25 protein-coding genes are annotated in these 26,947 nt (G+C 40.9%); 3 read left to right on the top strand and 22 right to left on the bottom strand.

Annotated features, from left to right (window positions below; translation table 11 throughout):
* Positions 1 to 95: 95 nt before the first annotated feature.
* The 4 genes from EO121_RS05790 to sfsA all read right to left on the bottom strand — a co-directional run bounded on the left by EO121_RS05790 (position 96) and on the right by sfsA (position 6,074).
* Positions 96 to 704, bottom strand: a complete 609-nt coding sequence (locus tag EO121_RS05790) for a LysE/ArgO family amino acid transporter (protein ID WP_127160696.1) — start codon at positions 702 to 704, stop codon at positions 96 to 98.
* A complete protein-coding gene (locus tag EO121_RS05785) occupies positions 701 to 1,621 on the bottom strand; it encodes a DUF2156 domain-containing protein (RefSeq protein WP_127166702.1) in 921 nt (306 codons plus the stop codon). The genes EO121_RS05790 and EO121_RS05785 overlap by 4 nt, the downstream gene beginning before the upstream one ends.
* A gap of 669 nt (positions 1,622 to 2,290) precedes the next feature.
* Complete coding sequence (gene gyrA, locus EO121_RS05780) at positions 2,291 to 4,765, bottom strand: DNA gyrase subunit A (RefSeq protein WP_127166700.1); 2,475 nt, start codon at positions 4,763 to 4,765, stop codon at positions 2,291 to 2,293.
* Between the two features lie 148 nt (positions 4,766 to 4,913).
* Positions 4,914 to 6,074 carry a DNA/RNA nuclease SfsA gene (sfsA, locus tag EO121_RS05775; protein ID WP_127166698.1) on the bottom strand — a complete coding sequence of 387 codons (1,161 nt, stop codon included), beginning with the start codon at positions 6,072 to 6,074 and terminating at the stop codon, positions 4,914 to 4,916.
* 881 nt (positions 6,075 to 6,955) lie between these two features.
* On the opposite strand from sfsA, the gene EO121_RS05770 reads away from it, so the two are divergent.
* From EO121_RS05770 to EO121_RS05760, 3 genes are all read left to right on the top strand, one after another.
* A complete protein-coding gene (locus EO121_RS05770) occupies positions 6,956 to 8,143 on the top strand; it encodes a DUF1858 domain-containing protein (RefSeq protein WP_127166696.1) in 1,188 nt (395 codons plus the stop codon).
* 1 nt (position 8,144) lies between these two features.
* Positions 8,145 to 8,798, top strand: a complete 654-nt coding sequence (locus tag EO121_RS05765) for a hypothetical protein (RefSeq protein WP_127166694.1) — start codon at positions 8,145 to 8,147, stop codon at positions 8,796 to 8,798.
* A gap of 95 nt (positions 8,799 to 8,893) precedes the next feature.
* Complete coding sequence (locus EO121_RS05760; RefSeq protein ID WP_127160690.1) at positions 8,894 to 9,175, top strand: DUF1637 domain-containing protein; 282 nt, start codon at positions 8,894 to 8,896, stop codon at positions 9,173 to 9,175.
* Positions 9,176 to 9,243: 68 nt separating this feature from the next.
* Here the strand turns inward: EO121_RS05760 and EO121_RS05755 are convergent, their stop codons facing one another.
* The 18 genes from EO121_RS05755 to EO121_RS05670 all read right to left on the bottom strand — a co-directional run bounded on the left by EO121_RS05755 (position 9,244) and on the right by EO121_RS05670 (position 26,589).
* Positions 9,244 to 9,591: a hypothetical protein gene (locus EO121_RS05755; protein WP_127166692.1), complete on the bottom strand. Its 348-nt coding sequence runs from the start codon at positions 9,589 to 9,591 to the stop codon at positions 9,244 to 9,246.
* Between the two features lie 112 nt (positions 9,592 to 9,703).
* Positions 9,704 to 10,159 carry an OmpH family outer membrane protein gene (locus EO121_RS05750; RefSeq protein WP_127166690.1) on the bottom strand — a complete coding sequence of 152 codons (456 nt, stop codon included), beginning with the start codon at positions 10,157 to 10,159 and terminating at the stop codon, positions 9,704 to 9,706.
* A gap of 120 nt (positions 10,160 to 10,279) precedes the next feature.
* Complete coding sequence (locus tag EO121_RS05745; RefSeq protein ID WP_127069474.1) at positions 10,280 to 10,630, bottom strand: GerW family sporulation protein; 351 nt, start codon at positions 10,628 to 10,630, stop codon at positions 10,280 to 10,282.
* A gap of 37 nt (positions 10,631 to 10,667) precedes the next feature.
* Positions 10,668 to 11,519: a hypothetical protein gene (locus EO121_RS05740; protein ID WP_127166688.1), complete on the bottom strand. Its 852-nt coding sequence runs from the start codon at positions 11,517 to 11,519 to the stop codon at positions 10,668 to 10,670.
* A gap of 63 nt (positions 11,520 to 11,582) precedes the next feature.
* Entirely contained in the window at positions 11,583 to 12,161 is a 579-nt protein-coding gene (locus EO121_RS05735; RefSeq protein WP_127166686.1) for a cob(I)yrinic acid a,c-diamide adenosyltransferase, read from the bottom strand.
* A 9-nt stretch (positions 12,162 to 12,170) separates the two neighbouring features.
* Positions 12,171 to 13,121 (bottom strand): M23 family metallopeptidase, encoded by a 951-nt coding sequence (locus tag EO121_RS05730; RefSeq protein ID WP_127166684.1) that lies wholly within the window; start codon positions 13,119 to 13,121, stop codon positions 12,171 to 12,173.
* A 12-nt stretch (positions 13,122 to 13,133) separates the two neighbouring features.
* Complete coding sequence (locus tag EO121_RS05725) at positions 13,134 to 13,655, bottom strand: DUF4446 family protein (RefSeq protein WP_127160684.1); 522 nt, start codon at positions 13,653 to 13,655, stop codon at positions 13,134 to 13,136.
* Positions 13,656 to 13,666: 11 nt separating this feature from the next.
* Positions 13,667 to 14,884: a [FeFe] hydrogenase H-cluster maturation GTPase HydF gene (gene hydF, locus EO121_RS05720; protein ID WP_127166682.1), complete on the bottom strand. Its 1,218-nt coding sequence runs from the start codon at positions 14,882 to 14,884 to the stop codon at positions 13,667 to 13,669.
* Between the two features lie 11 nt (positions 14,885 to 14,895).
* Entirely contained in the window at positions 14,896 to 15,765 is an 870-nt protein-coding gene (locus tag EO121_RS05715) for a ParB/RepB/Spo0J family partition protein (RefSeq protein ID WP_240629119.1), read from the bottom strand.
* Complete coding sequence (locus tag EO121_RS05710) at positions 15,755 to 16,519, bottom strand: ParA family protein (protein WP_127160682.1); 765 nt, start codon at positions 16,517 to 16,519, stop codon at positions 15,755 to 15,757. The genes EO121_RS05715 and EO121_RS05710 overlap by 11 nt, the downstream gene beginning before the upstream one ends.
* 626 nt (positions 16,520 to 17,145) lie before the next feature.
* Positions 17,146 to 19,572 carry a homocysteine S-methyltransferase family protein gene (locus EO121_RS05705; protein ID WP_127166680.1) on the bottom strand — a complete coding sequence of 809 codons (2,427 nt, stop codon included), beginning with the start codon at positions 19,570 to 19,572 and terminating at the stop codon, positions 17,146 to 17,148.
* A gap of 372 nt (positions 19,573 to 19,944) precedes the next feature.
* Positions 19,945 to 20,640, bottom strand: coding sequence for a vitamin B12 dependent-methionine synthase activation domain-containing protein (locus EO121_RS05700; protein WP_062402199.1), 696 nt, complete (start codon positions 20,638 to 20,640; stop codon positions 19,945 to 19,947).
* Between the two features lie 142 nt (positions 20,641 to 20,782).
* Entirely contained in the window at positions 20,783 to 21,496 is a 714-nt protein-coding gene (gene rsmG, locus EO121_RS05695; RefSeq protein ID WP_127166679.1) for a 16S rRNA (guanine(527)-N(7))-methyltransferase RsmG, read from the bottom strand.
* Between the two features lies 1 nt (position 21,497).
* A complete protein-coding gene (mnmG, locus tag EO121_RS05690) occupies positions 21,498 to 23,372 on the bottom strand; it encodes a tRNA uridine-5-carboxymethylaminomethyl(34) synthesis enzyme MnmG (RefSeq protein WP_127166677.1) in 1,875 nt (624 codons plus the stop codon).
* Positions 23,373 to 23,380: 8 nt separating this feature from the next.
* On the bottom strand, positions 23,381 to 24,766 hold the full coding sequence (gene mnmE, locus EO121_RS05685) for a tRNA uridine-5-carboxymethylaminomethyl(34) synthesis GTPase MnmE (protein WP_127166675.1): 1,386 nt from the start codon (positions 24,764 to 24,766) through the stop codon (positions 23,381 to 23,383).
* 330 nt (positions 24,767 to 25,096) lie between these two features.
* Entirely contained in the window at positions 25,097 to 25,375 is a 279-nt protein-coding gene (locus EO121_RS05680) for a type II toxin-antitoxin system YafQ family toxin (protein WP_127166673.1), read from the bottom strand.
* Positions 25,376 to 25,380: 5 nt separating this feature from the next.
* On the bottom strand, positions 25,381 to 25,665 hold the full coding sequence (locus EO121_RS05675) for a type II toxin-antitoxin system RelB/DinJ family antitoxin (RefSeq protein WP_127166671.1): 285 nt from the start codon (positions 25,663 to 25,665) through the stop codon (positions 25,381 to 25,383).
* A 318-nt stretch (positions 25,666 to 25,983) separates the two neighbouring features.
* Positions 25,984 to 26,589, bottom strand: a complete 606-nt coding sequence (locus tag EO121_RS05670; protein ID WP_127166750.1) for a hypothetical protein — start codon at positions 26,587 to 26,589, stop codon at positions 25,984 to 25,986.
* Positions 26,590 to 26,947: the final 358 nt, after the last annotated feature.

Below are 26,947 nucleotides of genomic sequence, written 5' to 3'. Positions count from 1 at the left end.
TAGCCGGCTCTTTCAAGTATGCATCCTCAAACGCATACCCCAATTAGTTGTTATATTACAATGCCTCACCAAAGAAAGCAATGGTAATTCATAAATTATATATACAATAAGACACCATCTAAAAAGAGTTTAGCACCATACCCGAATAGGATCAACCCACAGATGCGGTTAATCCATACGAGTTGCGAAATCTTGATGCGCTTTGACAATTTATGAATGATCGTCGATAATGCTCCAAACCAAGCAAAGGCGGACACGATGTATCCCAACAAGAAATAGAGAGATGCTTCTTCTGGAATGCTGGCTTTCACAGCACCGAACATCATGGTCACGTCGATAAGTGCCTGCGGATTCAGCCATGCCACCGCAAAGGCAGTGGTCACAATATTCCAGATGGTCACATTCGTATCCACATGAGATACATTCGGTTCCGAATTGAACACAGTATAGCCCATATAAAAGATAACCGCCCCACCTAGCAATAAAACGATACCTTTCAAAAATGGCCATATGTCAAAGATGGCACCAATGCCATAAAAAGCTGACACACTCAAGGTAAGATCGAAAAATGCCACAATTAAAATGGTGGTGATAATGCGTGATACCTTTTGTACCAATGCTGTATTAATGATAAATAGATTCTGCATTCCTATGGGCGCCAACACGGCAAAGCCGATCAGTAATCCTTCCCAAAAATAGGTCATGGATGGCTATCCTCGCAAGCGCCTTGTTTGATACAACGAGCATCATATTTTTCAGCAAAATGATCTGGGTTGTACGACTCTTTCGCCATGCGAAGACCTGGTAAGCCCATATCTTCTTCACGGTTGATAAACTGTGTATCCGCAAATTCATGACGAATAAATTCATTATTAATAGCTTGGTACAAACCACGGATGGTTGGGTTTGCTTTTTCGATATGAATGAGCGCCATATGTTCATTCAACATTTCTCCAATGGTGAAAGCCTCTACTCGTCCGAACAATTTAATACAACCACCTACAAGGCCCAATGCATCCCAATGATCGAAGAGCAAATTAATAGCGGTTAGCTCATCTTCGATACCTTCTTCATGGTGTGTCTCCACCCATTGTGCTGCGGCTTCACGACAGAGAGGAATCGTATTTTCATCAATTGGCATATATTCATAGTTAGAATATTGCATGCGGAATTGATTCAAATGATTTTTCTTTTGACGTAACTTTTTACCTGCTAAAGTAATCATATCTTCCGTGCGATAGATATATTCAAAGTTATCACGGTCAGGTATAAATTCATAGCAATCTGGACACAACTTTTGCATCCGTTCCATCATGATGGGATTAACACCTTTTAATAAAAATGGAATTTGATTCTCCTTGAACCACTCTTCCGCCATTTGTAATCCATCTACAAACTTGGCATCTTTTCCTGCAAACGGTGGTAACATAAATGGAGATTCCGTCACTCCACCACCTTTAATAAATAATACGCCTTCTTCTTCTGCCCAAGTAATGCCATAAATATCTTGCCACATAAATAATGTAGTAAAACTATTATCTGACGCTTCATAATGATGCTCTGAGAAATACGCATCAATACGGGGCTTATCTTCTAAGGTAAAACGCTTGAAGTCTAAAATAGGACTCGCCTCCTAATACACTGATTTTATGATATAACATTACTATTATATGCTATTCATCGATAAAATTCAATGCAGAAAAAAACACTCTCTCCTTTCCTTGAGGAATGCCGTTACGAGTAGTAGCCTTGTGGCGTTCCCTTTACTACCTAAATCATACAAACGCAGAAGACCGTAACATACCCCTGAACAAACCTACCGTAGGATCAGTTTGAGAAGGGGTGTGTTACGGTCTTCCCTTATATTAATTTAGACAGAACGTCACCGGCTACATAGTGAAACAAGTGACGACTTTCATTTGCAAATGGCTAGATAGTAACAACAAATAGTGACTAGCCAATGCCGTAATATAAACGGCAACGAAAAAGCACAGGGTTGCCGCCCTGTGCTTTTTTGGTGTAATCTTTGTTAGACTTACTTGTTGTTTTAGCTACTCATAGTAGTAACATAACTTAACGTAAAGGTAAACATAGAATACCTCAGTATCTCCACGCCTCCGTAAAGCGCCATTGTAGAAGTGGTCTTTCTTGCCCCCTTATTTGACAAAATTCCACAAACGACAGAAGAGCACGACATGTTCCGGAGCAAACCTAACCACTGTATCAGTTTGCGGAGGAATGTGTCGTGCTCTTCCCTTAAGCTCAAGTAAGAAAGGCAAGAAAGCCGATACTAGAATAAGCTTTCGTCTTCTTTTAGATCTTCTCCAGAGATAACTGCTACAGAGGCAATTTTATCTCCTTCATCTAAGTTTTGTGTTTTCACGCCAGAAATGGCTTTACTTTTCTTCACGGCAATATCGTTCACGTCAAAGCGAATGATCTTACCTTGTTCAGAAATGAGCATCATTTCATCGTTGTCATTCACGATTTCTACAGCTACGACTTCGCCAGTTTTGTCGGTGATTTTAAAGTTTTTAGTCCCTTTACCACCACGTTTTTGCACTGTATAGGAGCTTTCCACATTGCGTTTACCATACCCATCTTCACTGATGGTGAATACTTGGCATTCTTCGCCAGTACCGTGGATAATGCTAGCACCTACCACTTCGTCACCAGCGTTGAGGTTGATACCTTTCACCCCACGAGCAGCACGTTTTAACAAACGTACGTCACTTTCATGGAAACGAATGGCCATACCTTTTTTCGTACCTAGCAATACATCTTGGTTGCCATAGGTCAAGCCTACAGAGATCAACTGATCCCCTTCGTCCAATGCCACTGCATTCAAACCACCACGGCGAATGTTGCGGTATTCATCAATGGAAGTCCGTTTCACCACGCCCTGTTTTGTAACCATGAACAAGTTCACATCGCTGGAGATGCGTTCTAAGTCGATCATGTTCGTCACCGTTTCCCCTACATTAAGAGGAAGTACGTTGATGATAGCTGTACCACGAGAGTTACGGCTCGATGCTTCTGGCACTTCGTAAGCTTTCAAGCGATACGCACGGCCTGTGGATGTGAAGAATAGCAATGTATTATGCGTGCGCACATGCATGATTTGCGCCACATAATCGTCTTCCTTCGTTTTCATGCCCACAACACCTACGCCGCCCTTATGTTGGTTGCGGTATACATTAGCATTCATGCGTTTGATATAGCCTTGACGAGTTAAGGTAATGACCATTTCTTCGTCAGCAATTAAATCTTCCACATCAAAGTCAGATGTATCGATAGTAATTTCACTGCGACGTTTATCACCATATTTTTCTTTCATAGCGATTAACTCTTCTTTGATGATGTCACGTTGACGTGCATCGGAGGCTAAAATCGCTTTCAAGTCCGCAATCAACACCAATAATGCCGCATGTTCTTCTTCGATTTTTTCACGTTCCAAACCTGTTAAACGAGCTAAACGCATATCTAAGATAGCATTTGCTTGAATTTCTGTAAGGTTGAACTTTTCAATCAAAGCCGTACGAGCAATATCTGTAGTTTGAGAACTACGGATCGTATGGATCACTTCATCAATATGATCTAAAGCGATCAACAAGCCTTCCAATACGTGGGCACGAGCTTCCGCTTTCGCTAAGTCGAACTCTGTACGGCGTACGATCACTTCTTGACGGTGTGTTAAGTAATGACCTAGTACTTCTTTCAAAGTCAATACTTTTGGATGGCCTTTCACTAGTGCCAACATAATCACGCCGAATGTATCTTGTAATTGTGTGTGTTTATACAGTTTATTCAACACGATATCTGGTTGCACGTCCGCACGCAATTCGATGACGATGCGAAGACCTCGGCGGTCACTTTCATCACGAAGGGCGGTAATGCCGTCCACCACTTTATCACGGCTTAAATCTGCAATGGTTGCAATCAAGCGCGCTTTGTTCACTTGGTACGGAATTTCTGTAACTACGATACGGTGTTTGCCTTTCGTCATAGCCTCAATATGAGCTTTCGCACGCATTTTGATGCTACCACGACCTGTGGCATAGGCTTTTTTAATACCCTCACGACCAAGGATAGACGCTCCTGTTGGGAAGTCTGGACCTTTGATAGCCGTCATCAATTGGTTCACATCCACCTCTGGATCGTCAATGAGCATCACAAGACCATCTACCACTTCCCCTAAGTTGTGAGGCGGAATGTTCGTCGCCATCCCCACGGCAATGCCGGCGGAACCATTGATTAACAAGTTCGGAATCTTTGCAGGAAGTACGGTTGGTTCTTCCAAAGATTCGTCATAGTTCGGCATAAAGTCCACTGTTTTCTTCTCGATATCTGCTAGCATTTCTGTAGCAATACGAGACATACGAACTTCTGTATACCGCATAGCCGCAGCAGAGTCGCCGTCAATGGAACCGAAGTTACCATGACCATCTACCAGTGGATATCTTGTATTAAAATCTTGGGCCAAACGCACCGTTGCGTCGTACACAGAGCTATCACCATGTGGATGGTATTTACCAAGTACGTCGCCGACGATACGAGCCGATTTTTTGTACGGTTTCGACGGTGTCATGCCTGTTTCATGCATCGCATATAGAATACGACGGTGTACAGGTTTCAACCCATCGCGTACATCTGGAAGGGCGCGCATAACGATAACGCTCATGGCGTAATCGATGTAGGAACTGCGCATTTCTTTATCGATTTGGACCGGCAAAATTTTGCCATGACTCCAAGCCTTTTCCTCCATTGTATCACCTCATTTTACAATACTGATTATATAACTAATCCATTATACCATTTTATGCACTTTTTTTCTATCTTTTTACATGAAAGTTTCAATACACTCAAATATAAACACTTACGAACGTATATGTTGCATAAATATTCTCATATTTTTATTTTTGAAAGTCTAACATGGCCTCATTTAATCGATTCATACGGAATGTTTCCACCACATCAATCATAAAGCGTTCATCATGGATAGGATTCACATCCATTTTGAATAGGTGTGACGTACAATGACAATCACTGCAGCCAAAGCCTTTCACCTCGTCTACACTAATCGCCTTCATTGCCTTCGCCAATTCACATTCTAAATCGCTGGAGCTACGAATCGGTAAGGCTGCCACAACAGTGCTGACACTTCGCAAATAGTCCAGGTGCCAATGTTTCTGTTTCCGCTTCCGTTTATGACGTTCTATTCGTTTTTCTAAATTCGCTTTCGCTGACCCTACATAGATATAATACCCAGGTGTAAAGTGCATATCTCCCTTGCTACCAATAGTTACGGTCACTGGCTCTTCCACCTGCAAGACCATGAGGTAATCCCCTCGGTCCTCCGCTTCTCGTTGCACTGTTGCATCATTGTACAAACACTCACGTACCACTGTAGGTTTAGTAAATTCTGGTGTCCACTGCAATGCCATAGCCTTCCAGTCTAATTGTGGTGCTACCTCAATAAATGTCTTCGTAAATTCCAAATCCGTGTGAAAGTCTGGAGAAAACCACAGCGCTCGTTCCCACTGCACCAAGAATAGAATCCCTGTACGATATCCCTCTTGTTGCAATTCTTGCAAATGAAGTAAATGTTTTCGACCACGCTCCGTCACCGCATCAGGAAACATCGCTCCTTGATCACCAAATAAGGTGCAGGATTTTACTTCCAATAAAAAGTGTTCTTCCTTGTCATTTGTAAGAAGCAAATCAAAACGACTATGACCCACCGTGTACTCTCGTCGTAGCACTCGCCATTCTTCCCATCCAGGAATCAGTTGTTCCTCGATCATATACTCTGCCATGTCATTACAATAATTAGTATCCAACATGATGGGTACACCATCACGTTCAATACCGATGACACGATATTGCGTTTTCGCACCTTCTTTTGGATGATGCACCACATACATCTTCACCCCTACAAAGAGGAGCTCCCACATACGACCTGGATTTGGCAAGTGAGCTGCAATCATCTGTCCCTGTAATTCTAAATGGACAACAAATCGGTTGGGTCGCTCTACAAAGATGGCAACCTGTACATTTTCATATAAAACTTTCATATATATCCTTTTCTTACTATTACTTTATATAGGGTAGCATTCTTGCTTCTATACTACCTAACCATATTTCTCTAAAAGCCATTGTCGCAAATAAGCAATACTTCTAATAACTCTATCTAAAGGTATCTTTCGTGGCAAATAGACACATACAAATCAGATTTCCTGTATTAATTTATCTATAAACTAGAATTATATATCATATATATCAAGATTGTTATATGCTAAGATTCATACTTAGCACTAACAAGCAAGTTCTAGATACATAGTATACTCCATACATGTCATGCATGCTACACACATACTACAGTCCACTCCTATGTAACCTTCACAACATATACACTATTCTGTGGATAAACATGTGGGTATCCTGTGTCTAATCTGTGTGTAAACTCCAAGTTATTCACTTGTTATCACACAGGATGTGTATAACTATGTGGTTATCTTGTGTATACTCTGTGTGTAATCGAAGACTAACTTAGATGGCTTTTTATTTTTGTCTTAACTTAATCACTTTTTGTGGATAATTCTGTGTGTAACTTTAAATTTCCCGTGTATAAGCCGTGCATTATTTGTGAATAAAATTCGTTGCCTCAGCTACATACAAGAACCACTTCTTATAGTATACTAAGAGCATAGGCTTTCGCCTAGTCATGTATAACAATTATATAATTTATTTTCATGGAATTGTACGCTAACACAATTTGATGCAAAATACTTGTCATAATTTTATACATACTACTACATAATTTACAAATAGGTATACATTCCTTTCATAGATTGAACAGATATCTTATGGCTATCCAATATCATCTACATTAGGAACAATGCCTACTTTCGTACATAAACATGAACAACATTTACTCAATTTTAAGGAGATACACATGGCACAAGTGGCAGGCAATTTACAACGTATCCGCAATGGGAAACGCACGTACGCGATTACCCCTCGCATACCTGGTGGTTTCGTACAACCACAAATGTTACAAAAATTTATCGACGTGGCAAACACATTCCACGCAACTTTAAAAATTACAGGTGCTCAACGCATCATGATTACCAACCTAAACGCAGAAGATGTGGACAAAGCGTGGGCTATGCTTGGCATGGAACCAGCGCACACTGTATCCAATCGTGTTCGTTCTGTGAAAGTCTGCCCTGGCACGACATTCTGTAAACGTGCGAAACAAGACAGCGTACATTTAGGCATGCAATTAGAACGAAAATACATCTCTAAAGAAATGCCATCTAAAATGAAAATTGGCGTATCTGGTTGTCCTAACTCTTGCTCCGAAGCCATCACAAAAGATATCGGTGTTATCGGCAATGATCAAGGTTGGCAAATCTATGCTGGTGGTAGCGCTGGTGCTCATCCACGCTTGGGTGACTTAATTACAGAAGTAGCTACTGAAGAGGAAGTACTTACTATCATCGATCGCATGATTACGTACTATAAAGAAAATGCGCAAATCGAACGTATCGGTCAATTCATTGACCGCATCGGTCTTGATGCATTCCGAGCTGCTGTATTAGATACAGTGGATTCCCCAACAGTTACTGCTAAAACCTCTGCTGAACCAGTGGTCAAATTACCGGGTCAAGGCAATGCAGGTCTTGCAGAAGCGAGTACGCCAGCTAATGACAAAGGGGCGACACCACTTTCACCAGGACAACTCATTACAAAAGATACTATCGTTCGTCATGTCGTCGAAGTGTATCCAGAATTGATTCCTATCTTGCAATCCATGGGCATGGGTTGCCTTGGCTGCCCTTCTTCTACTGGGGAACCTTTATGGCAAGCGGCAAATATCCACGGTATGGACATCGATGAATTAGTAGCAAAACTCAATGCAGGTCGCAATGTATCTGAAATTGCTATTACAAAAGATTCCATCATTCGTGATATTATAGATATGTATCCACAAACGGTGCCTGTGTTGCAATCCATCGGTATGGGTTGTCTAGGCTGTCCTTCCTCCACGGGAGAACCATTATGGCAAGCCGCTAGCATTCACGGCATGGATGTGGATGAACTTGTTTCCAAATTAGAAGTCGCACGAAAAGGAGCTTAACATGTCAGCAGTACTTGGACACATTCACTTTTGGTTGTATAAAAAAATTCAGTTGATCGCTGAGCGTGAAGAACTGATTAAGAAAGAGGCGCAAGCTCGCCTTGATGATTTAGCCGATGAATTACATGCAACAGCTATCGATTTGTATGGAAAACCAATTCCTCCAGATCGTCAATTAGATCGTATTATTGACCACAACAACATTCACGGTTGGTTACATAACCAATTACAAACCTCTTCCGTTCGTGAAGCCACTTTCATCAAAGATTTAACGGATTGTGGCGGAGACGACGGTATCGATGCAGTATTAGAAGCATTCATCAAACAAGGTGCAATGTGCGGTACAGAAGCAAAAGAAAAGTTGACTGCTCAAACAGCACCTGCCATTTACACAGTGATGCAAGACTACTACGTGAACGGCATGCCTTGTGACCCAAGCGATACTGTGATCGAGCAAACTGATACTACTTTTAGTTGGTACGGAAATCACCAAAATCAAATTTCCTATTGGAAAACAGCCGGCGTGAATCCAATTATTATGGCCGCTGCCTTTCAAGCATGGTTCAGTGCTTTCGTGAGTCACGTAGCACCGGACTTCGCATTCAATGTGAACCTTGATGGTGACATTCCTGTATATACAATTGCAAAAAGCTAAGTAGCTTATCCTTTTTTATATTATATATAGCAGCACACTCGCTGCAGTAATTGACTTTCACCGCTGTGAAAGTCCCCAGAATAGGAGGTTCTACTATGGCAGGAACTGTAAAACAAGAACTAGGTTTAATTTTTGATGGTCCTAATTACAAAATCGTGAAAAAAGGCGGCGTCGCCGGTGATCAAGTGGAAAAGCACAATCACCCAGAGGCTAACGTGATCTTCACTGTAGTTAAAGGTAAAGTGAACGTATTCCTTAACGAAACAGAATCCCATATCTTAACACCAGGCGAAGTATTGCACTTCGACGGCAACAACTATATCCAAGCTACACTCGTAGAAGATAGCGAATTCGTTGTAAACCTAATTCATAAATAAGCCAATACAAAAAGGTGTGAATCCATGTTAGTCATTAGCATAGGATTCACACCTTTTTTATTATCTACCTACCAAATTAAATCAACAATTTTTTCTATTGGTGAATTAGGTAAAATAGGTCGAAACTCTTTATGTGGATCTAATTTTTGCTCTCCACCATCTCCTCGTATCTCTGTAATAGTATAAGCCTTTCCATAGCGACTAACCAAAATATGCCCCCATACTTCACTACCTTCGTTAGTAACTATCTTTACCCATACATAGGCATTCGTACCATACTTCTGAACTGTGTCTTGATCAATATAATATGATGTCCCATCTATAGTTCCCATATAATACAAGTGGTTTGCCGCCAAAGACATCGTACTTCCTAATGAAATCAACAACACAGCCAATAGTAAAATTCTTTTTAACATGTCGCTTCCCCCTCTTACTACCACACTCATATCTTGAATCTATACCATAAGAATACCATACTATGCATAAAAAAATAACCCCCAGGTATATGACCTAGGGGCTTTTTATATCTTATTTGTTGATGCGTTCTACTACTACTGGAGTTAAGTCGATAACTTGGTTACCTTCTTTAACTGCTCCAGCAGATGTTGGGTTAGCTACTAATACATCGATATCTTTTTCTTTCGCAATAGCTTGAATTGCTTCCGCTACTTTTTTATCCAATGGAGCTAATGCATTGGCTTCTTCTTGGTTGTATTTTTCTTGGATGCTACGAACATTTTTATCGAAATATGCTTGTTTTTCAGCATCTGTTTTGAAGTTGTTTAATTTTTTGAATTCACCTTCTAATTTAGGGCCGTATTCTGCACGCAATTTATCGATTTGCATTTGAATAGCACCAAAGCCATTGTAGCCAGTGTAGATAGCTTCTTCGTTAATTACCCCTACGTTAGCAGCGTTAGATACTGTAAAAGCACCAACAACAGCTAGTGCGCCTAAAGTTGCGATTTTTTTAGTTAAGTTCATGTATAAGCCTCCCTATGAGAAATATTTTCATCTATTTATCTAGTATAGCAAAGTTATTTCTATTTAGCAAATTACCTTACATCTTTACTATACCCTATGTATGTGAAAGTAACATGAAAATTATTGTTCTTCACTTACATAGACATATTCTTCTTTTTTCAATTTGCTGATAATTTCTGGCACCATACCGATCAAACGATCGAAACCAGTATATTTAGCAGACCCTTTGATATTGAATAATTCAATACGTTCCCCTTTGATGACAAGCACTGCGGTTGGCTCAACTTTCGCTCCGCCACCACCAGCTTTTTGACATCCACCTAAACCAAGAGATACGTCAACGAATGGTACAATCGTAGTATCGCCTAATTGTACAGCTTCACCTACTACGGTTTCCACACGAATCATTTCTTTAAATTGTTCAAATAAAGGCTCTAAATTGTCTTTTAAATTAGTAAGTTTAGTATCCATCATGACCTCCTATGATTCTTCAACTTCTGAAAGTTCTTTATTTTGCACTTTGCTTACGACGACGATACTGTACAAATGCTTTTACACTGTCCATCAGACACTCTCTGACTGCTTTTTTTACAATAAATAGAGTTCCATAGAATGCAAACACGCCTAATTGCATACGCCCTTTTACAGTTAAGCTACCTGTATAGGCAAACTCTGTATAAGAAAAATTTACTTGTTCCACTTGTTTTGGGCATAATGTATAGGCAGCCGCGGTAATCAGCCCCATTTCATAAGGTCTAGGGATTCCAAAATCACCTTCTAATTGGAATACTCTAGGACTCGCATGACTAGCACATTGCTTACTAACGGTAAACAATGCTTCATAGAGTTTAGGGTTTGATACATGTTTCCACCACCAATAGGTTGGTAAGTCTTTTGTATCTTTTTTCTCTTCTGTTGTTTCTTCTTGCAATGATGTAGATTCTACTGGTTCCAGTACCTGCCCATTGGCATCAAATCGAACAGATTGCATGGGCTCTGGCCCTGAGTATCCAGATAACGGATACGGATCTGGCTCGTCTGGTACTTCGGTTGTGTCCACATCTTCTTTACTGTCTGTCGCTAACGGATCTAGCTCTTCTTTTACCCTACGATTTAACCAATCTTCGTAATCACGGGCAGAACCAACTTTCATAGACCCTAATACATAGACCTCCTTAAACAAGGGATGCCCTTGCTTATACGCAAGATGTACCTTCAATACACGATACATCCACTCTAATCGGAAGTCAAATTCATAAGGTTTGCGCGAACTTACTTTCAGACTATATGTGATAGGAATACATAGAATGGCTATGATGAAAGCTATTACTAGAAGCAATAGAATCATCCATAGTGACACGATACCACCTACCTTTCAGTATGTTATACGATATACATACTTAAATTATATCATTCTTTGCCCTTAATGCTCAATACCAAGACGTGCTTCTACGCCTTGATCATAATAATGGCGGTACGCCTCCATGACGGTGACTAAGTCCGCTTCATCTAAGAGCCATTGAGGCGCACCACGACCAGTAAACACGAGTTCAACATCGGGATTACGAGCCGCTAGTAACGCGCGCCCTTCCGCTTCATCAATTAAACCGAAGAAGAGAGCCATATTGTATTCATCTAAGATAACAATATCAAAGTCTCCTGTAGCCACAGCCTGTAGGGCACGCTCTTGACCTATGTGGATCAAGTCTTTGTACTCTTGTGGGGGTTGCTCCTTTGGAAAAACCACTACATCATCCCCCCATCGGCGCAACTCTTCTTCACTTTTCATACCTTCTGGAATGATAAAGAATGGCTTTCCTACTGTTTCTACTGTGATGGGCTCTAATTGATCTAATACGGCATGTTCTGAATATACCTTAGATTTCATAAATTGAAGAAGCAGCACTTTCTTGCCTACTCCAGCCGCACGTACGGCTAGACCGATGGCTGCTGTTGTTTTTCCCTTGCCATCACCTGTATAAACTTGTACATAGGATTTCATAATTGCCTCCTATTGAATGGGCAAAAACAATAATGGATCTGTAGCCACACCATTCACACGCACTTCATAGTGAACATGGCTACCCGTACTTTTACCTGTACTTCCCATCAACGCAATAGATTGTCCTTTTTTTACAGTCATTCCTACTTGTACTAGGAGCGCTGAATTATGCCCATATTTTGTCACAAATCCATTGCCATGATCGATTTCTATTTCATTACCATAGCCGCCATTATACCCTGAATAGGTCACAGTACCTGCCGCAGTGGCTACAATCGTGGTACCTACATCGTTAGCGATATCTAAGCCTTCATGGAAAGCTCCTCCGCCGTACACAGGGTCTTGTCGTGCCCCAAAAGTAGAGCTAATAACGCCTTTAGCGGGCCAAATGGATGGCATATGACTATTAGCATCCGCCGCATCGCCCTCCATAGCTAACATAGATTGCAATTCTCGAATATCTTTACCCACTCCATCTTTAAGAACATTGTAAAGAGTATACATAGATACCAGACGACGTTGTGCTTGACGGTCTAGGCTAGATATACGAGCAGATAATTGGGTGGTTGTGAAAGTCTTATTTACGCTTTTGGGAGAAGGGTCCTCTTTCTCTTCTTTGCTTTGAGTGCTACCATCTGTTTTTGGTACTGTACCCGACTCTGTACCTTTAATCATATTTCTAATATTTTGATCTAACTCATCCAAAGTCTTCATTTTTTTATCTAAGACTTCTACCTTTTGATCCAATAGTTTTAATTGCTCTTTTTGTAATTGATTTTCTTGGCGTAATTGCAAGACTTCTACTTGTCGTGCAATCCCCCAGATACCAAATCCTAGCAAAATCACTAAAATAGCAATGACTATAATGGCTATGGTCTTAATGTTCTGTTTTGTAAACCGCAAATTCCAGTCATCACCATGTTGCTCTAGATGTGACTGCAACCACTTAGGTATTTGCATATAACATCCTTTCTATGCTGACACAGAAGAACTAGCTAACACATCTCCATTACTTCGTTGTCCCATAGCAGATTGCAAGCTAGCTAATTCTTCTTGTGAAAGACTGGCTAAACTTTTACCATTCACAATTGGTTTCGTAAAAATACGTGATTCATTTCTTCCATACACACTAGAAATAACAATACCATTGAAATTGCCATCTAATAATGTTAAGGAAAAGGATAATTCATTACCAATGTTTTCAAAGGCATTATATTTCACAAATCCAATATGCTGAAATGTTTGTGCCTGTGTAGATTGAATCACTTTTTGTTCTGATAAAATCGTTTGCCAAGTGCTTGCCATATCTCGTAATTCTTTCACTTCAATGGCAAGGCGTCGCTCAATACTCTGACCATTTTCGCCATCCATAAAGTATCGATAGCGCTTGGTTAGGCGACTCACTCGGATATGTAAACTGAATGCATGTAATACTAGCAGTACAATAATCCCTGCTAATACCCATGGTAACCAAGGTAATAGTTGTTCTAACACAATAATCCTTTCTATTCTAATTCATGTTCAAATGGCTTGATAGCACGTTGTAAAATGCCATGCAAAGAGGCTATCAATACACCGTAGTTGACGATAGGAACCCCTTGCACAGAGGCTACATCAATACGACGTAATACCTCTCGACGTGTCAACATACAGCCACCACAATGAATGATAACATCATACTTAGATACGTCATGAGGGAAATGTCCACCGCTGGTCCACTCTAGTTCTAAGTCTGTATATCCTTTTGCTGTTAGCCATCTCGGAATTTTTACGGTTCCAATATCTTCACATTGTTGACGATGTGTACAACCTTCACTAATCAACACTTTGGAGCCCGCTCGCAATTGGTCTATAGCATGTACACCTGCCACTAAATCTTTTAATTTCCCTTTAAAGCGCGCCATTAAGATAGAAAAACTTGTTAAACCTATCTCCTCCGGCACAATTTGACTCACCGCCTCAAAGGCTTGGGAGTCAGTAATGACTAATTTTGGTGGCTTATGTAGTTGCTCCAACGTCGTGGCTAGTTCTTCTACTTGGCACACCATAGCCATACCGTGATAGTCCAAAATTTCTCGAATCATTTGCACTTGTGGCAAAATAATACGACCTTTTGGAGCTGATTCGTCAATAGGACATACTAACACAAATACATCTTTTTCTTCAATATAACCGCCTAATAAAGATTGTACATCCTCATCGACAGGTTTTAATTTGCTTAATGCCTCTAGCAACGTCATGCGATTTGCTCTATCGTTGACATCTGCTATTACTACCTGCGACGTATAAGGTTGTAATTCTCCATGGAATTTGACAAATTCAGAACCTTTGTTCCCTCCTACTTCATTGATGACCACCAACGTAGGTATATGGCTACTTTGTAGTTGTTGTAACCAATCTATATCTTCTGGTATGGGCTCAATATCTGTACGCAACATATACACGGCTAAATTCATCGTTGGCAATACTTGTTTCGTTTTTTCTACCCGCAATAAGCCTAATTCCGATGTATCATCAATACCTGCCGTATCTACAATCATCACAGGCCCTAATGGCAATAGTTCCATCCCTTTAGACACTGGATCCGTCGTAGTCCCCGCAATGGGAGACACTAAGGAAATCTGTTGCTCTGTTAGCGTGTTAATCAAGGTAGATTTACCTGCATTACAGCGCCCAAAAAAGCCTATGTGCAAGCGATTCCCTCTAGTTGTTTCTAATACCATAGACGTCCTTTCTATTCGCTTTCAATATAGCTAATTAAACGCATCAATTCTTCTTCACTTTTGAAAGAAACCTCGATAGTACCTTGAATTTTTTTCGTATTCTTTAAACGAATATCTACTGGAGTTCCTAAACTATCTTTCAATCGTTGCATTAACTTGCGCAACTCCGCCGTTGGTTGAGGCTGAGTCGATGTTAAGCGTTTCTTGCCAGCCTGTAGCTCTTTTACTAGTTGTTCGACTTGACGGGCATTTAAATCTTTTTCCTTAATCCGTTCTAAGGCTTGTAATTGTAAATGTTCTCCGTCTAGCGCCAATAAGGGTCTTGCTTGCCCTACCGTTAGCATACTTGTTTCTAACTCTTGTTGTAAAAACTCCGGCAATTGCAATAATCGCACAATATTTGCTACATAAGAACGACTACGGCCTACGGTCATAGCAATTTCTTCCTGTGTTTTTTTGAAAGTATCCATTAAGTACTGATATCCAAAAGCTTCTTCGATAGGGTTTAGATTTTGCCGTTGCAAGTTTTCTACTAAAGCAATTTCACTCACTTCTTCTGTCGTATAGTCACGGACCACCACAGGAATTTTAGTCAATCCCGCTTGTTGGCACGCACGCCAACGACGTTCACCAGCTACGATTTCATAATGGTCATCTACTTTGCGAACCGCAATAGGGGCAATCAATCCATGGGCCTGAATCGATGCCACTAGAGTTTCCATATCCTCTTCTGTAAAGCGCTTACGAGGCTGATTCGGGTTAGGTTGTATTTTAGTAATATCCAGTTCATAGCCACTTCTATGACCGTCCTTAAAAGAACCAGACAATCCAAAAGATCCTAATCCTTTACCAAGGCCACCTTTTGTTTTTTTAAGCTCCACGCTCAATTACCTCCCGTGCTAAGGCACAATATACTTCAGCCCCTTTAGACCGCTTATCATAGATAACTACTGGCAATCCATGGCTAGGAGCTTCTCCCAATTTCACATTTCGTGGTATCGTTGTGCTGTACACAGCATCGCCAAAGTAATTCGTTACTTCCTCTGCCACTTGTACCGCTAATTTAGTTCTACCATTATACATGGTCAGCACAACACCTTCTAATTCTAACTCTGTGTTTAGTTCTTCTTGTACTAATTCGATAGTCTTCACCAATTGGCTCACACCCTCTAAGGCATAGAACTCTGTTTGTATAGGGATTAATACGCTATTAGAGGCGGTTAAGGCATTGATTGTCAACATACCTAAGGAAGGAGGACAGTCAATAATAATATAGTCATAGTCATCTACGATAGGTGCCATACATTGTTTCAACGTGTAGCCTTTGTCTTCCATCGCTACTAGGTCTACCTCAGCTCCTGCTAAATCGATGGTTGTGGGTGCAATCTGTAATGTATCTATCACGGTGTTTTCTATAATATCTGTGATTGGTACTTCATCCACAAGCATTTCATATACACCTTGTGTGATCTCTTCTTTATCAATCCCTAGACCACTTGTGGCGTTCCCTTGAGGATCTAAGTCTAATAAGAGCACTCGTTTCCCTTCTACAGCCAAACAAGCGCTCAAATTAACAGCAGTTGTCGTTTTACCAACACCGCCCTTTTGGTTGGCTACGGCAATAATTCTAGCCATGATTTCACCTCTTTCTTATCGTCTTATCACATTATAACATAGATTGTTGTGTTTTTTATGAAAGACACCCGTATTTCCTCATCTTTTTTATATATTTTTACTGTTTCACGTGAAACAGAGCAACGTTTATGTCATCCCATATATATTTCATTCATTGTTTCACGTGAAACATTATATATGCAATCTATAAGAATTCCCTACTATACCTTCTCATAGTACCTCACAAGCTATAACATACATAAGCACTAGATCACCCTCCTACGGGCTAGTTATCTTTTTAACTACGATATACATCAACATACCCTTTAATTGTTCTATACACCTATGACCTTATAGTAATGTTTCACGTGAAACAATGTAACAGCCTATCAAATAGGAATCTGTAGTAGTATATCCTAACAAGAAAAGGAACGTTGATTTCATTCTTCAACGTTCCTCTTTAATACGTAATGTCCAGTATCACACCTTACGTATGTTTTATGATATTGCCAGAACACTATCTATTAGTTAATGATCCGTTACGTTATGCAATACTCCATAGTTCGTTATAATATTCAACACTTAATAGTTGATTATGCTATCCAAGACTCAATGCTTCTCATAGCATTTAATTCCCTATAGATATATTACTCATCACCCAATAGCCCTTTTACGATATTCACCGCAGAGATACCATCTTTCGCATAGGAATCAGCTCCAGCTTCATCTGCATAGGCTTGGGACAATACCGCACCGCCTACAAGAACCTTCGCATTGACGCCAGCTTCACGTACTGCCGCAATGGTTTCATTAATCATCGGCATCGTTGTAGTCATCAAGGATGCTATACCGATAATTGGTGCATTGTGTTCTTTCGCTGCTGCAACGATTTCTTCTGGAGATACATCTTTTCCTAAGTCCACGATTTGGTATCCATTGTTTTCTAATAAAGCAGACACGATGTTTTTACCTAAATCGTGAATGTCACCCTTTACTGTAGCTAAGATAATCGTCGCTTTCTTCTCTGCAGTACCTTCTGGTAACACTTCCTTAATCGTTGTGAAAGCCGCTTGCATCGTTTCTGCAGCTAGCATAACTTGTGGCAAGAACGCTTTACCAGAGCCGAACTTTTCACCAACTACTGCCATAGCATCGGATAAACCTCTACGAGTCACCTCTAGTGGATCTAGGCCTTGTGCTAAGGCTTCCTTTACCAACGGTACAACCGCTTCTTTTTCACCTTGCTCTACGGCATGTTTAATACATTCAATCGGGTCATCACTATGGAAGGCTTCCGCTGCAGCTTTCACTTTTTTCGTCACCACTGCGTTTTCATCGTCATCACCGTACTCAGCAATGAAGTCCGCCGCTGCTGGGTCAAATCCCATGAATGTACGCCCTGTAATGAAAGCTTTTCGTACGATTTCATTCATTGGATTCATGATAGGACATGTCAAACCATTGCTCAATGCCATCGTTAAGAACTGTGCATTCAAGTACGCCCGTTGTGGCAAGCCAAAGGATATGTTGGATAAGCCCATCACCGTTGGGAAACCAAATGTTTCGGCGTATAGTTTTAATGTTTTTAATGTTTCTCTCGCTGCATGTTGGCTACTTGCTAAGGTTAATACCAATGGATCTAATAATAGGTCATTTGGTCGTAATCCATAGTTGTACGCTTCTAAGACAATTTCTTTTGCTAAAGACACACGCTCTTCTGCCGTTTCTGGTAATTCTTTTTTACCTAATGGCAAGCACAACAATGCTGCGCCATAACGTTTGGCTAATGGCAAGACCGCCTCTAATTGTTCTGGCTCTGCATTTACAGAGTTTAACAATGGACGACCTGGGTAGGCTTTCAAACCTGCTTCCATCGCCACTGGGTCCAATGTATCGATGGATAAGGGAACCTCCACAAGCATCGTTAATTCTTCGATTGCTCGTTTCATCGTTTCCCCTGGGTCAACGCCTGTGACACCCATGTTCACATCCAATACGTCTGCCCCAGCTTCTACTTGAGCTAACGCATCTTTTTTCACCATTAAGAAGCTACCCTTGCGGATTTCTTCCGCTAACACCTTACGGCCTGTTGGATTAATACGTTCCCCAATGATGATTGGTTTTTCTTGCAAGCCTACTTTCACTACGCTAGTACGACTTGTGAAAGCAGTAAATGGCTCTACATATGGTCGTTCTGCTGGTGTATGTGCTCGTGCTGCTTTAGCGATGGCCTCGATATGTTTTGGTGTACTACCGCAACAAGCGCCTAAGTAGGTCGCCCCTGCATCGAGGAAACGAGGTGCATATTCGCCCATCTCTTCTGGTCCTAATGGGAAGATAGTTTCTTTCCCTACAAGTTGTGGCATACCTGCATTCGGTTGAATGCTGATTGGCAAGTTCGTTACCGCCGCCATACGTTCTACCAACGGCAATAATTGTTCAGGTCCCAAGGAACAGTTGATACCTACGATGTCTGCTTCCATAGCATCCATCAAGATCGCCGCTGCTTCTGGTGGCGTACCTGTGATAGTACGACCATCTTCACTGAAAGAGAACTGACAGATGATTTTCACATCGTCTTTTGTTTTTCCTAACTCGTCACGAGCATCTTTGGCACCTAATAAAGCAGCACGCATTTCTTGGATATCGATGATCGTTTCAATAATCAGGTAATCTACACCGGCATCGATAAGGGCTCTTGCTTGGTCTTTGAAAGTCTCATAAATCTCATCAAATTGAGCCACCCCTAATGGCGCCATAAAACGACCACTAGGACCCATATCACCTGCGATTTTTGCATTCGGATTAATCTTATCACGAGCCGCTTGTGCGACTTTCACAGCAGCACGATTGATTTCATCCATACGATGACCCAACTGGTATTCATCCAGTTTTAAAGCTGTCCCACCAAAAGTGTTAGTCGTAATAATATCGCTACCGTGACGCAAATATTCTGCGTGGATGTGCTCCACCACGTCCGGATGTTCTACGTTAAATAATTCTGGACAAGCCCCGTCACCAAGACCTGCCGCCTGCAGCATGGTACCCATGCCGCCATCTATAATATATACCATATGTCCCTCACTTATGTATCAGGCACATTGCTCGCCCAAGGCAATATACTTCACATGGGTGTGCATCTACTCTTCCCTGTAGGTTCATACACCATGTTACTTATCTATACATCTAATTATTATTCTTAATCAAAGTTTCTTTGTTAGCATCTTACAGTTATCAGTATGATATAAAGTACCTCTACAGCAGCCAAGCCATACACAACTACTATAGAAACTTATACTGATTAACACTGTATACCAATGATAGTATTACTAATAGTTATTATGCCTTACAAAAATATCAATTATCTTGTAAAAAGTATAACTATCATAAGGATATCCCACATAGGATACCTTTTCAGTACTATCTATCACAAACGATACGTTTGTTTAAATGCACGACGTTCTCCCCTTCTCTGGCAACTTACGAGATGCGCACTCTACTTGGCTACAAGATGTGCAACCTCGTTGTGTTTTTGGTCCTTCTTCATCTACTGTTTGACAGCCCACAATAGCCGTTACTGATTTACGTGGAAATAGCATGCTTGTGTCTGTCACCGTCAATCCAATTTCTTCTGTCTTAATAATCTTAGCAAATTCTTGTTGTACTGTGACAGGCCAATTGCCATAGCCTGGGCTAAAGCGCCATGTCGTTTTAAAACCTTGTTTTTTTGCCTCTCTGTCGATGAGTTCATTTACCTGATCTGCCACTTGTTCTACAGCGGTTGTAGCCGCTGCATCCACAAGAAGACCTAGTGTAGATTTGCCTTCTTTAAATAAAGCAGAACTGCGTTCTTCTACGGCTTCTCCTACTGTGACAGCAAGAACATATACTTTTTTAGCATTCCCTAAATGACGAATGATGCCTGTAGCATCCAGCACCATAGGCGGGTTACTAAGAATTGTATGTGTGTCTGCATCGTAATCATAGCATTGGTACACACCACGAGGTTCTGCCACTAATTGTACTTCTAGGGCAGCTTCTTTCACATACTGCTCTGGAAATCCCTCCGCATGTTTTAATCCGGAGTATCGTTTTATTTCATCTTCATTGAGTTTTGGTAATCGTCCGTTATAGATTGCCATTGTCTCACCTCAATCTTGTATTGCAAATATAAAACATGTGCGAACACAACGTGACCGCACATGTAAAGAGTACTCATTAAGTATATCATAGATATAACTTATAAGCATTTTTCTATATTTTATTATGAGTTATAGTGCATAGCTATAAAGGTTTTATTTTAATCTCTTTTGGTTTTCGAGGGTATTTCTTAGCCGTAGGTTTTACCTTTTTGATATACACAATAGCTCGTTTATCCTCTAAGGTCGGTAACGTCACTTCTTTGACCTCTACAATTTCACCGCCCAAGATGGATACAGCACGTTTACTTTCCTCTAATTCTTCTTGCACGATAGAGCCTTTTAATGCCACCATATAACCCCCTACTTTCACATAGGGAAGTCCCCATTCCAATAAGATGGATAAGCGAGCCACCGCACGGCTAGTGAGAAGATCAAAAGTTTCCCGGTACTCTTGATGTGCCAAATCTTCTGCACGGCCATGTAAAGTTTGTAATCCTTGTAAGTCTAAGTCCTCAATAACACCATCTAAAAAGCGGAGTCGCTTTTGTAAAGAGTCAAATAAAGTAATTTGCAAGGACGGATCATAGATGCCTAGGGGAACACCTGGAAAACCTGCACCAGTCCCTAAATCGATGACCGTTGCACCTTTTGTAAAATACTTAGGGTCATAACAAGATAGAGAATCTACCACATGTTTTAAGGCAAACTCTTCTGGTTCTGTAATACCCGTTAAGTTCATGTGCTCATTAATAGTTACCACTTGTTCGTAAAACCGTTGTAGTTGGTTAATTTGTGCATCTGTGAGGTCCAACCCATAGGTGTTGGTGTGGGCTTTCACATAGTTTGAAAATGTCATATTAACCTCTTTCACGGTAGTACTGCTCAATTTGCACTAAGAGCACAGAAATGTCCGCAGGAGATACCCCAGAAATACGGCTTGCTTGACCAATGGAATGGGGGCGTACAGCGTTCAATTTTTGAATGGCTTCTAAAGATATACCTTTCATCGCTGTATAATCCCAATCTTGAGGAATAATCTTAGCCTCTAATTTGCGAACCTTTTCTACCTGTTCCATTTGTTTTTTTATATATCCATCGTAAGTAATGGTAATATCGATTTCTTCTTCCACCGGCGCTTCGTAGCGAGGCAATCCGAATGCCTCTGCCACTACTCCATAGGATAATTCGTTACGTTTCACCAAATCGTAAGCCTTAATGCCCGTTTTGATGCGAGGTGTACCAATGCGATCTAAGATTTGTTGCGTTTCTTCGCTAGGGTTTACAGGTGTATCCGCTAGTAATTGAATCGCCTCTTCGATCTTACCTTGTTTCTCTTTGAAAGCTCTATATCGTTCTTCCTTAACAAGTCCAATTTCATAGCCTTTTTCTGTTAAGCGCATATCTGCATTGTCTTGACGAAGTAACAAGCGATATTCACTGCGGCTCGTCATCATGCGGTATGGTTCTTTCGTTCCTTTCGTTACCAAATCATCGATGAGTACACCGATGTAGCCTTCGGAGCGAGATAAGATAAATGGCTCTTTTCCTTCTAACCATAAGGCTGCATTGATACCTGCCATCAAGCCTTGTGCGGCCGCTTCTTCATAGCCAGATGTACCATTGGCTTGACCTGCAGAATACAAACCTTGGATATGCTTCACTTGTAAAGCAGGTGTCAATTGCAATGGATCTAAGCAATCATACTCGATAGCATAAGCTGGACGCATGATTTCTACATCTTCCAAACCAGGGATAGTTCGTAGGAACGCATATTGCACATCGATTGGTAAGCTTGTGCTCATACCTTGGACGTACATTTCGTTGGTGTGATTGCCTTCTGGTTCCACGAATAATTGATGGCGTTGTTTATCTTCAAAACGAACCACTTTATCTTCGATGGATGGGCAATATCTTGGGCCTGTCCCTTCAATGACGCCCGTGTACATAGGGGCACGATGTAAATTGCCACGAATGATATCATGTGTATTTTGATTCGTGAAAGTCAACCAACATACTTGTTCATTGCGGTCGATCCAATCAGACATAAAGGAGAAGGCTCTATGGTGAGAGTCACCAGGTTGCATTTCCATATTCTCTGTGTGCAAGGTTCGTTTATCGACACGAGCTGGTGTACCTGTTTTGAATCGCATTAACTTAATGCCATGGTTCAATAACGATTGAGACAACAATTCCGCTGTTCGCTGTCCATTAGGACCACCTGTGTACGCCAATTCACCAGTAATAATCTTGCCTTTTAAGTACGTACCCGTACATAAGATGATTGCCTTTGCTTGGTATACTTCTCCTAATTCAGACACAATACCTTTCATAACACCCTCTTCAATGAGCAACTCATTGACCATGATTTGCTTCACATTGAGGTTCTCTGTATTTTCTAAAACTTCTTTCATACGGCGTTGGTAGGCAACTTTATCGGATTGGGCCCGCAAGGAATGTACCGCAGGTCCTTTTCCCGTATTGAGCATGCGCATTTGAATGGCTGTCGCATCTGCATTAATGCCCATTTCACCGCCCAATGCATCTAGCTCGCACACTAGATGACTTTTACCAGGTCCCCCAATGGCTGGGTTACACGGCATAAGAGCAATGTTATCTAAATTCAATGTGGCCATCAAGGTACGGTGCCCCATGCGAGCTGTGGCTAACGCAGCTTCACAACCAGCATGACCACCGCCAATGACGATCACATCATACGTATCTACTAAATACATGTATTCTCCTATTTTCCTAAACAGAATCGTTTAAATAATTCATCCACCATGGATTCACGTAAACTTTCACCAGTAATATCACCCAGTAGCTCCCAAGCAGCGCGAATATCCGTGACGATTAAATCGATAGGCATGCCGCTATCTATGGCAAGAATGGATTGGTCCAAGCTAACTTTCGCCTGTTCCATCAAAGTGATGTGGCGCACATTGCTGAGCATCGCCTCATGACTAGCCTGCACAGAACCTCCTTGCACCAAGGATGTAATAACCCTCGCCATCTCATCCATACCTTCCCCTTGGGCCGCGCTGATGGTGACAATCTCTGTGAAAGTCCCCAGTGCCGCAATCTCTTCTTTGCTAACACATTGCGCTTGGTCTGCTTTATTCAAGAAAATAATGCTTGGACGATTCGTAATGAGCTGTAGCAACTCTTGTTCTTCTGGCTCCAATGGTTTAGACCCATCAATGACAAGGACCACTACATCTGCTTTATCTAAGTATTGACGTGCTTTTTCAACGCCCATACTTTCTACAATATCTTCGGTCTCACGAATCCCAGCGGTATCAATTAAGCGCACGGGAATCCCTTGGATGGTCAGAAATTCTTCAATACTATCACGGGTCGTGCCTGGAATGTTCGTCACAATGGCACGGTCCTCACGAAGTAAAGCGTTCATCAAACTAGATTTGCCCGCATTAGGACGACCAATGATGGACACCATCACACCATCACGCAATAATTTACCACGCTGTGCCGTCGCCAATAGATTGTCCATCTTCTCAAGGATGGGAGCTAATCCCGTCCGTACCTCTTGAGCCGATACGTCTTCAATATCTTCTTCTGGATAATCGATAGTTACCTCTAAATGAGCAATCATAGCGATTAACTCATCTCGTAAGGCGCGAATATACTTGGATAAGGTACCGTCTAATTGATTCACTGCCACTTCCAAAGATTGCTCCGTCTTCGCATCAATAATATCGATAATGGCTTCCGCTTGGGTTAAATCAATGCGACCATTCAAAAACGCTCGCTTCGTAAACTCTCCTTCTTCCGCCTGACGTACTCCCTCTGAAAGAAGGACTTTCAGTATTTCACGGACCGACACAAAACCGCCATGACATTGAATCTCTACCACATCCTCCGCCGTATAGGAATGAGGACCTTTCATCAACACCACGATGACCTCATCCAAAGTTTTGCCCGTCTTAGGATGGACAATATGACCATAATGGATCGTCCTCGTCTGGCGCTCACCCAGTGGGATAGATTGTTTACTGTGAAAGATACGATTCACAACATCACAAGCCTCAGGACCACTGACTCGGATAATACCAATACCGCCAATCCCCGGAGCCGTCGCAATCGCTGCAATCGTGTCATCTAAAAACATAGTATCTCCTGTCTACATCAATGCTATCGTTCTAACATTGAGTAATACCATTTCACATAAAAAGAAAAGGCCTTGTGGCCTTATATAAATTATATCATGCAACTAGGGTAACATCAATGATAGATAGGATAAAACTCCCTGAGAAACGCCGTTACGAGTAGTAGCCTTTGTGGCGTTCCTTTCTACCTAAATAATATACATGCAAGAAGCCCATGGCGTACTCCTGAACAAACATTATGAAATACCGTTTGAGAAGGAGTATGCCATGGGCTTCCCTTTATATGATTCAGTTACAAACGCCACAGGCTACATAGCGGAACAAGTGACGACCTACATATCAAATAAATCGGCATGCGTTCCCGTTCTAGACGCTACAAGAATTAATCTATCATCATCTATCGCATAAATTAACAGCCAATCTGGTTGAATATGACATTCTCTAAAACCCTTATATGAACCGCTAAGTGCATGATCTCTATATTTAGGTTCAAGTGGCTCTTTAGCACATAATTTATCTAAAACATCTTGCAGTAAAGAAAGATTATATCCTCTCTTTTTTATTCTCTTATAATCCTTACGAAACTTAGTTGATATTTGAAGCTTCAACATGATAGTTAAGCCTCCATATCTAACTCTTCAAAAAGTTCTTTAGTCGAGTGATATGTTTTTGTTTTAATATTACCAGATATAATATCACGTACCTCTTGCATAGCAGATTCTGTTTCAGTATTATATCTTGGTTGCTTTATAATGAAAGGAAATCCTCCTTCCATAATAGATGTATGTAAAAAAATATTGATAGCATCAGTAACTGAAATCCCAAAACTATTAAATAAGTTTTCTGCCCTTTGTTTTACCTCTGGTTCAATCCGAACATTAATATTTGCAGTTTTAGCCACAGTATACACCCCCTTATGAAGTAATTGTATTACAAATGTTAAACAATTGCAATAAAAGTATGATATCCCCGAACAAACATAGCTACTGTATCATTTTGAGTAGGAATGTGTTACGGTCTTCCAATCCCCTGAGGAACGCCATTACGAGTAGTAACCTTGTGGCGTTCCTTAACTACTTAAACCACACAAAGACAAGAAGAGCACGGTGTGCCCCGAACAAACATTATGAAATACCGTTTGTGAGGGGTATACCGTGATCTTCCCTTTATCATATTCAGTTACGAACGCCACAGGCTACATAGCGGAACAAGTGACGACTTAGTTTCTTTTCTTAATCATCCAATAAATATAGTAAATCACCAATCCATACGTAAGTACATCATATACTTGTAAGAATGGAACCATCGCAGATAAACGTTTAAATCCATGTACGTGAATATTAGCACCAATTAACGCTACTAAATTCAATCTATGAATCCAAACCGCTGCTTTACGAGGCATAGATGTAGCAATACCTTTAAACCATGGAGTTAAGAACAGAATTCCTACTAGGAAAGCAATAAACATCCCTACAAGAGCTACGTAGCCGCCCCACCAGCCTAATGCTGTTTTAGCATGACCAAAATATACATACCAGTGAACACCTAACATAGCAGTTACTACAATACCTACAATACGGTGTACCTTGTACATTTCACCTACATTATAACGTGTAGTAAACCATTTTGGTTTTGTCGCAAGATACGTCAACACTACCCAAGATGAAAATGGAATCAAACCTAAATAAATCTGCCATTTAAACGGAGGTCTATTTTGTAAATAATATCCATACTCAACCATACCAATCAGTGCTAATGATAATAGAGCAATCCATACTAAAATATGGTACTTGCTCTTAAACTGTTTTTGTCCTGAACTTTCCATCGTCACATGACACTCCTTATCCAATAATACCAAAATAAAAATTTATACTGTTAAAGTATAACAATATCAATTATCATTGTAAAGAATCTAAGAGTATGAATTTCTCATAATATACAGACCTTTTACGCATTCATATTAGATAAGACATATCATTTACATATTAGTACCCCTGAGGAGTGCCGTTAGGCGTAGTAGCCTTTGTGGCGGATCTTACTGACAAAATTGAACAAACACAAGAAGAGCACGGCGTGCCCCCGAACAAACATTATGAAATACCGTTTGAGAGGGGGTATGCCGTGCTCTTCCCTTTATCATATTCAGTTACGAACGCCACAGGCTACATAGCGGAACAAGTGAC

The sequence above is a fragment of the Veillonella sp. CHU732 genome, from assembly GCF_003992085.1.
In the GTDB taxonomy this organism is placed as follows: domain Bacteria; phylum Bacillota; class Negativicutes; order Veillonellales; family Veillonellaceae; genus F0422.
This window is presented reverse-complemented; position numbering and strand designations above follow the sequence as displayed.

What these genes read in the sequence shown, in the direction of transcription:
- EO121_RS05790 (WP_127160696.1), bottom strand. Translation starts at nt 704, where the DNA reads ATGACCTATTTTTGGGAAGGATTACTGATCGGCTTTGCCGTGTTGGCG.
- gyrA (WP_127166700.1), bottom strand. Translation starts at nt 4,765, where the DNA reads ATGGAGGAAAAGGCTTGGAGTCATGGCAAAATTTTGCCGGTCCAAATC.
- sfsA (WP_127166698.1), bottom strand. Translation starts at nt 6,074, where the DNA reads ATGAAAGTTTTATATGAAAATGTACAGGTTGCCATCTTTGTAGAGCGA.
- EO121_RS05770 (WP_127166696.1), top strand. Translation starts at nt 6,956, where the DNA reads ATGGCACAAGTGGCAGGCAATTTACAACGTATCCGCAATGGGAAACGC.
- EO121_RS05765 (WP_127166694.1), top strand. Translation starts at nt 8,145, where the DNA reads ATGTCAGCAGTACTTGGACACATTCACTTTTGGTTGTATAAAAAAATT.
- EO121_RS05760 (WP_127160690.1), top strand. Translation starts at nt 8,894, where the DNA reads ATGGCAGGAACTGTAAAACAAGAACTAGGTTTAATTTTTGATGGTCCT.
- EO121_RS05755 (WP_127166692.1), bottom strand. Translation starts at nt 9,591, where the DNA reads ATGTTAAAAAGAATTTTACTATTGGCTGTGTTGTTGATTTCATTAGGA.
- EO121_RS05750 (WP_127166690.1), bottom strand. Translation starts at nt 10,159, where the DNA reads ATGAACTTAACTAAAAAAATCGCAACTTTAGGCGCACTAGCTGTTGTT.
- EO121_RS05745 (WP_127069474.1), bottom strand. Translation starts at nt 10,630, where the DNA reads ATGGATACTAAACTTACTAATTTAAAAGACAATTTAGAGCCTTTATTT.
- EO121_RS05735 (WP_127166686.1), bottom strand. Translation starts at nt 12,161, where the DNA reads ATGAAATCCTATGTACAAGTTTATACAGGTGATGGCAAGGGAAAAACA.
- EO121_RS05730 (WP_127166684.1), bottom strand. Translation starts at nt 13,121, where the DNA reads ATGCAAATACCTAAGTGGTTGCAGTCACATCTAGAGCAACATGGTGAT.
- hydF (WP_127166682.1), bottom strand. Translation starts at nt 14,884, where the DNA reads ATGGTATTAGAAACAACTAGAGGGAATCGCTTGCACATAGGCTTTTTT.
- EO121_RS05710 (WP_127160682.1), bottom strand. Translation starts at nt 16,519, where the DNA reads ATGGCTAGAATTATTGCCGTAGCCAACCAAAAGGGCGGTGTTGGTAAA.
- EO121_RS05705 (WP_127166680.1), bottom strand. Translation starts at nt 19,572, where the DNA reads ATGGTATATATTATAGATGGCGGCATGGGTACCATGCTGCAGGCGGCA.
- EO121_RS05700 (WP_062402199.1), bottom strand. Translation starts at nt 20,640, where the DNA reads ATGGCAATCTATAACGGACGATTACCAAAACTCAATGAAGATGAAATA.
- rsmG (WP_127166679.1), bottom strand. Translation starts at nt 21,496, where the DNA reads ATGACATTTTCAAACTATGTGAAAGCCCACACCAACACCTATGGGTTG.
- mnmG (WP_127166677.1), bottom strand. Translation starts at nt 23,372, where the DNA reads ATGTATTTAGTAGATACGTATGATGTGATCGTCATTGGCGGTGGTCAT.
- mnmE (WP_127166675.1), bottom strand. Translation starts at nt 24,766, where the DNA reads ATGTTTTTAGATGACACGATTGCAGCGATTGCGACGGCTCCGGGGATT.
- EO121_RS05680 (WP_127166673.1), bottom strand. Translation starts at nt 25,375, where the DNA reads ATGTTGAAGCTTCAAATATCAACTAAGTTTCGTAAGGATTATAAGAGA.
- EO121_RS05670 (WP_127166750.1), bottom strand. Translation starts at nt 26,589, where the DNA reads ATGGAAAGTTCAGGACAAAAACAGTTTAAGAGCAAGTACCATATTTTA.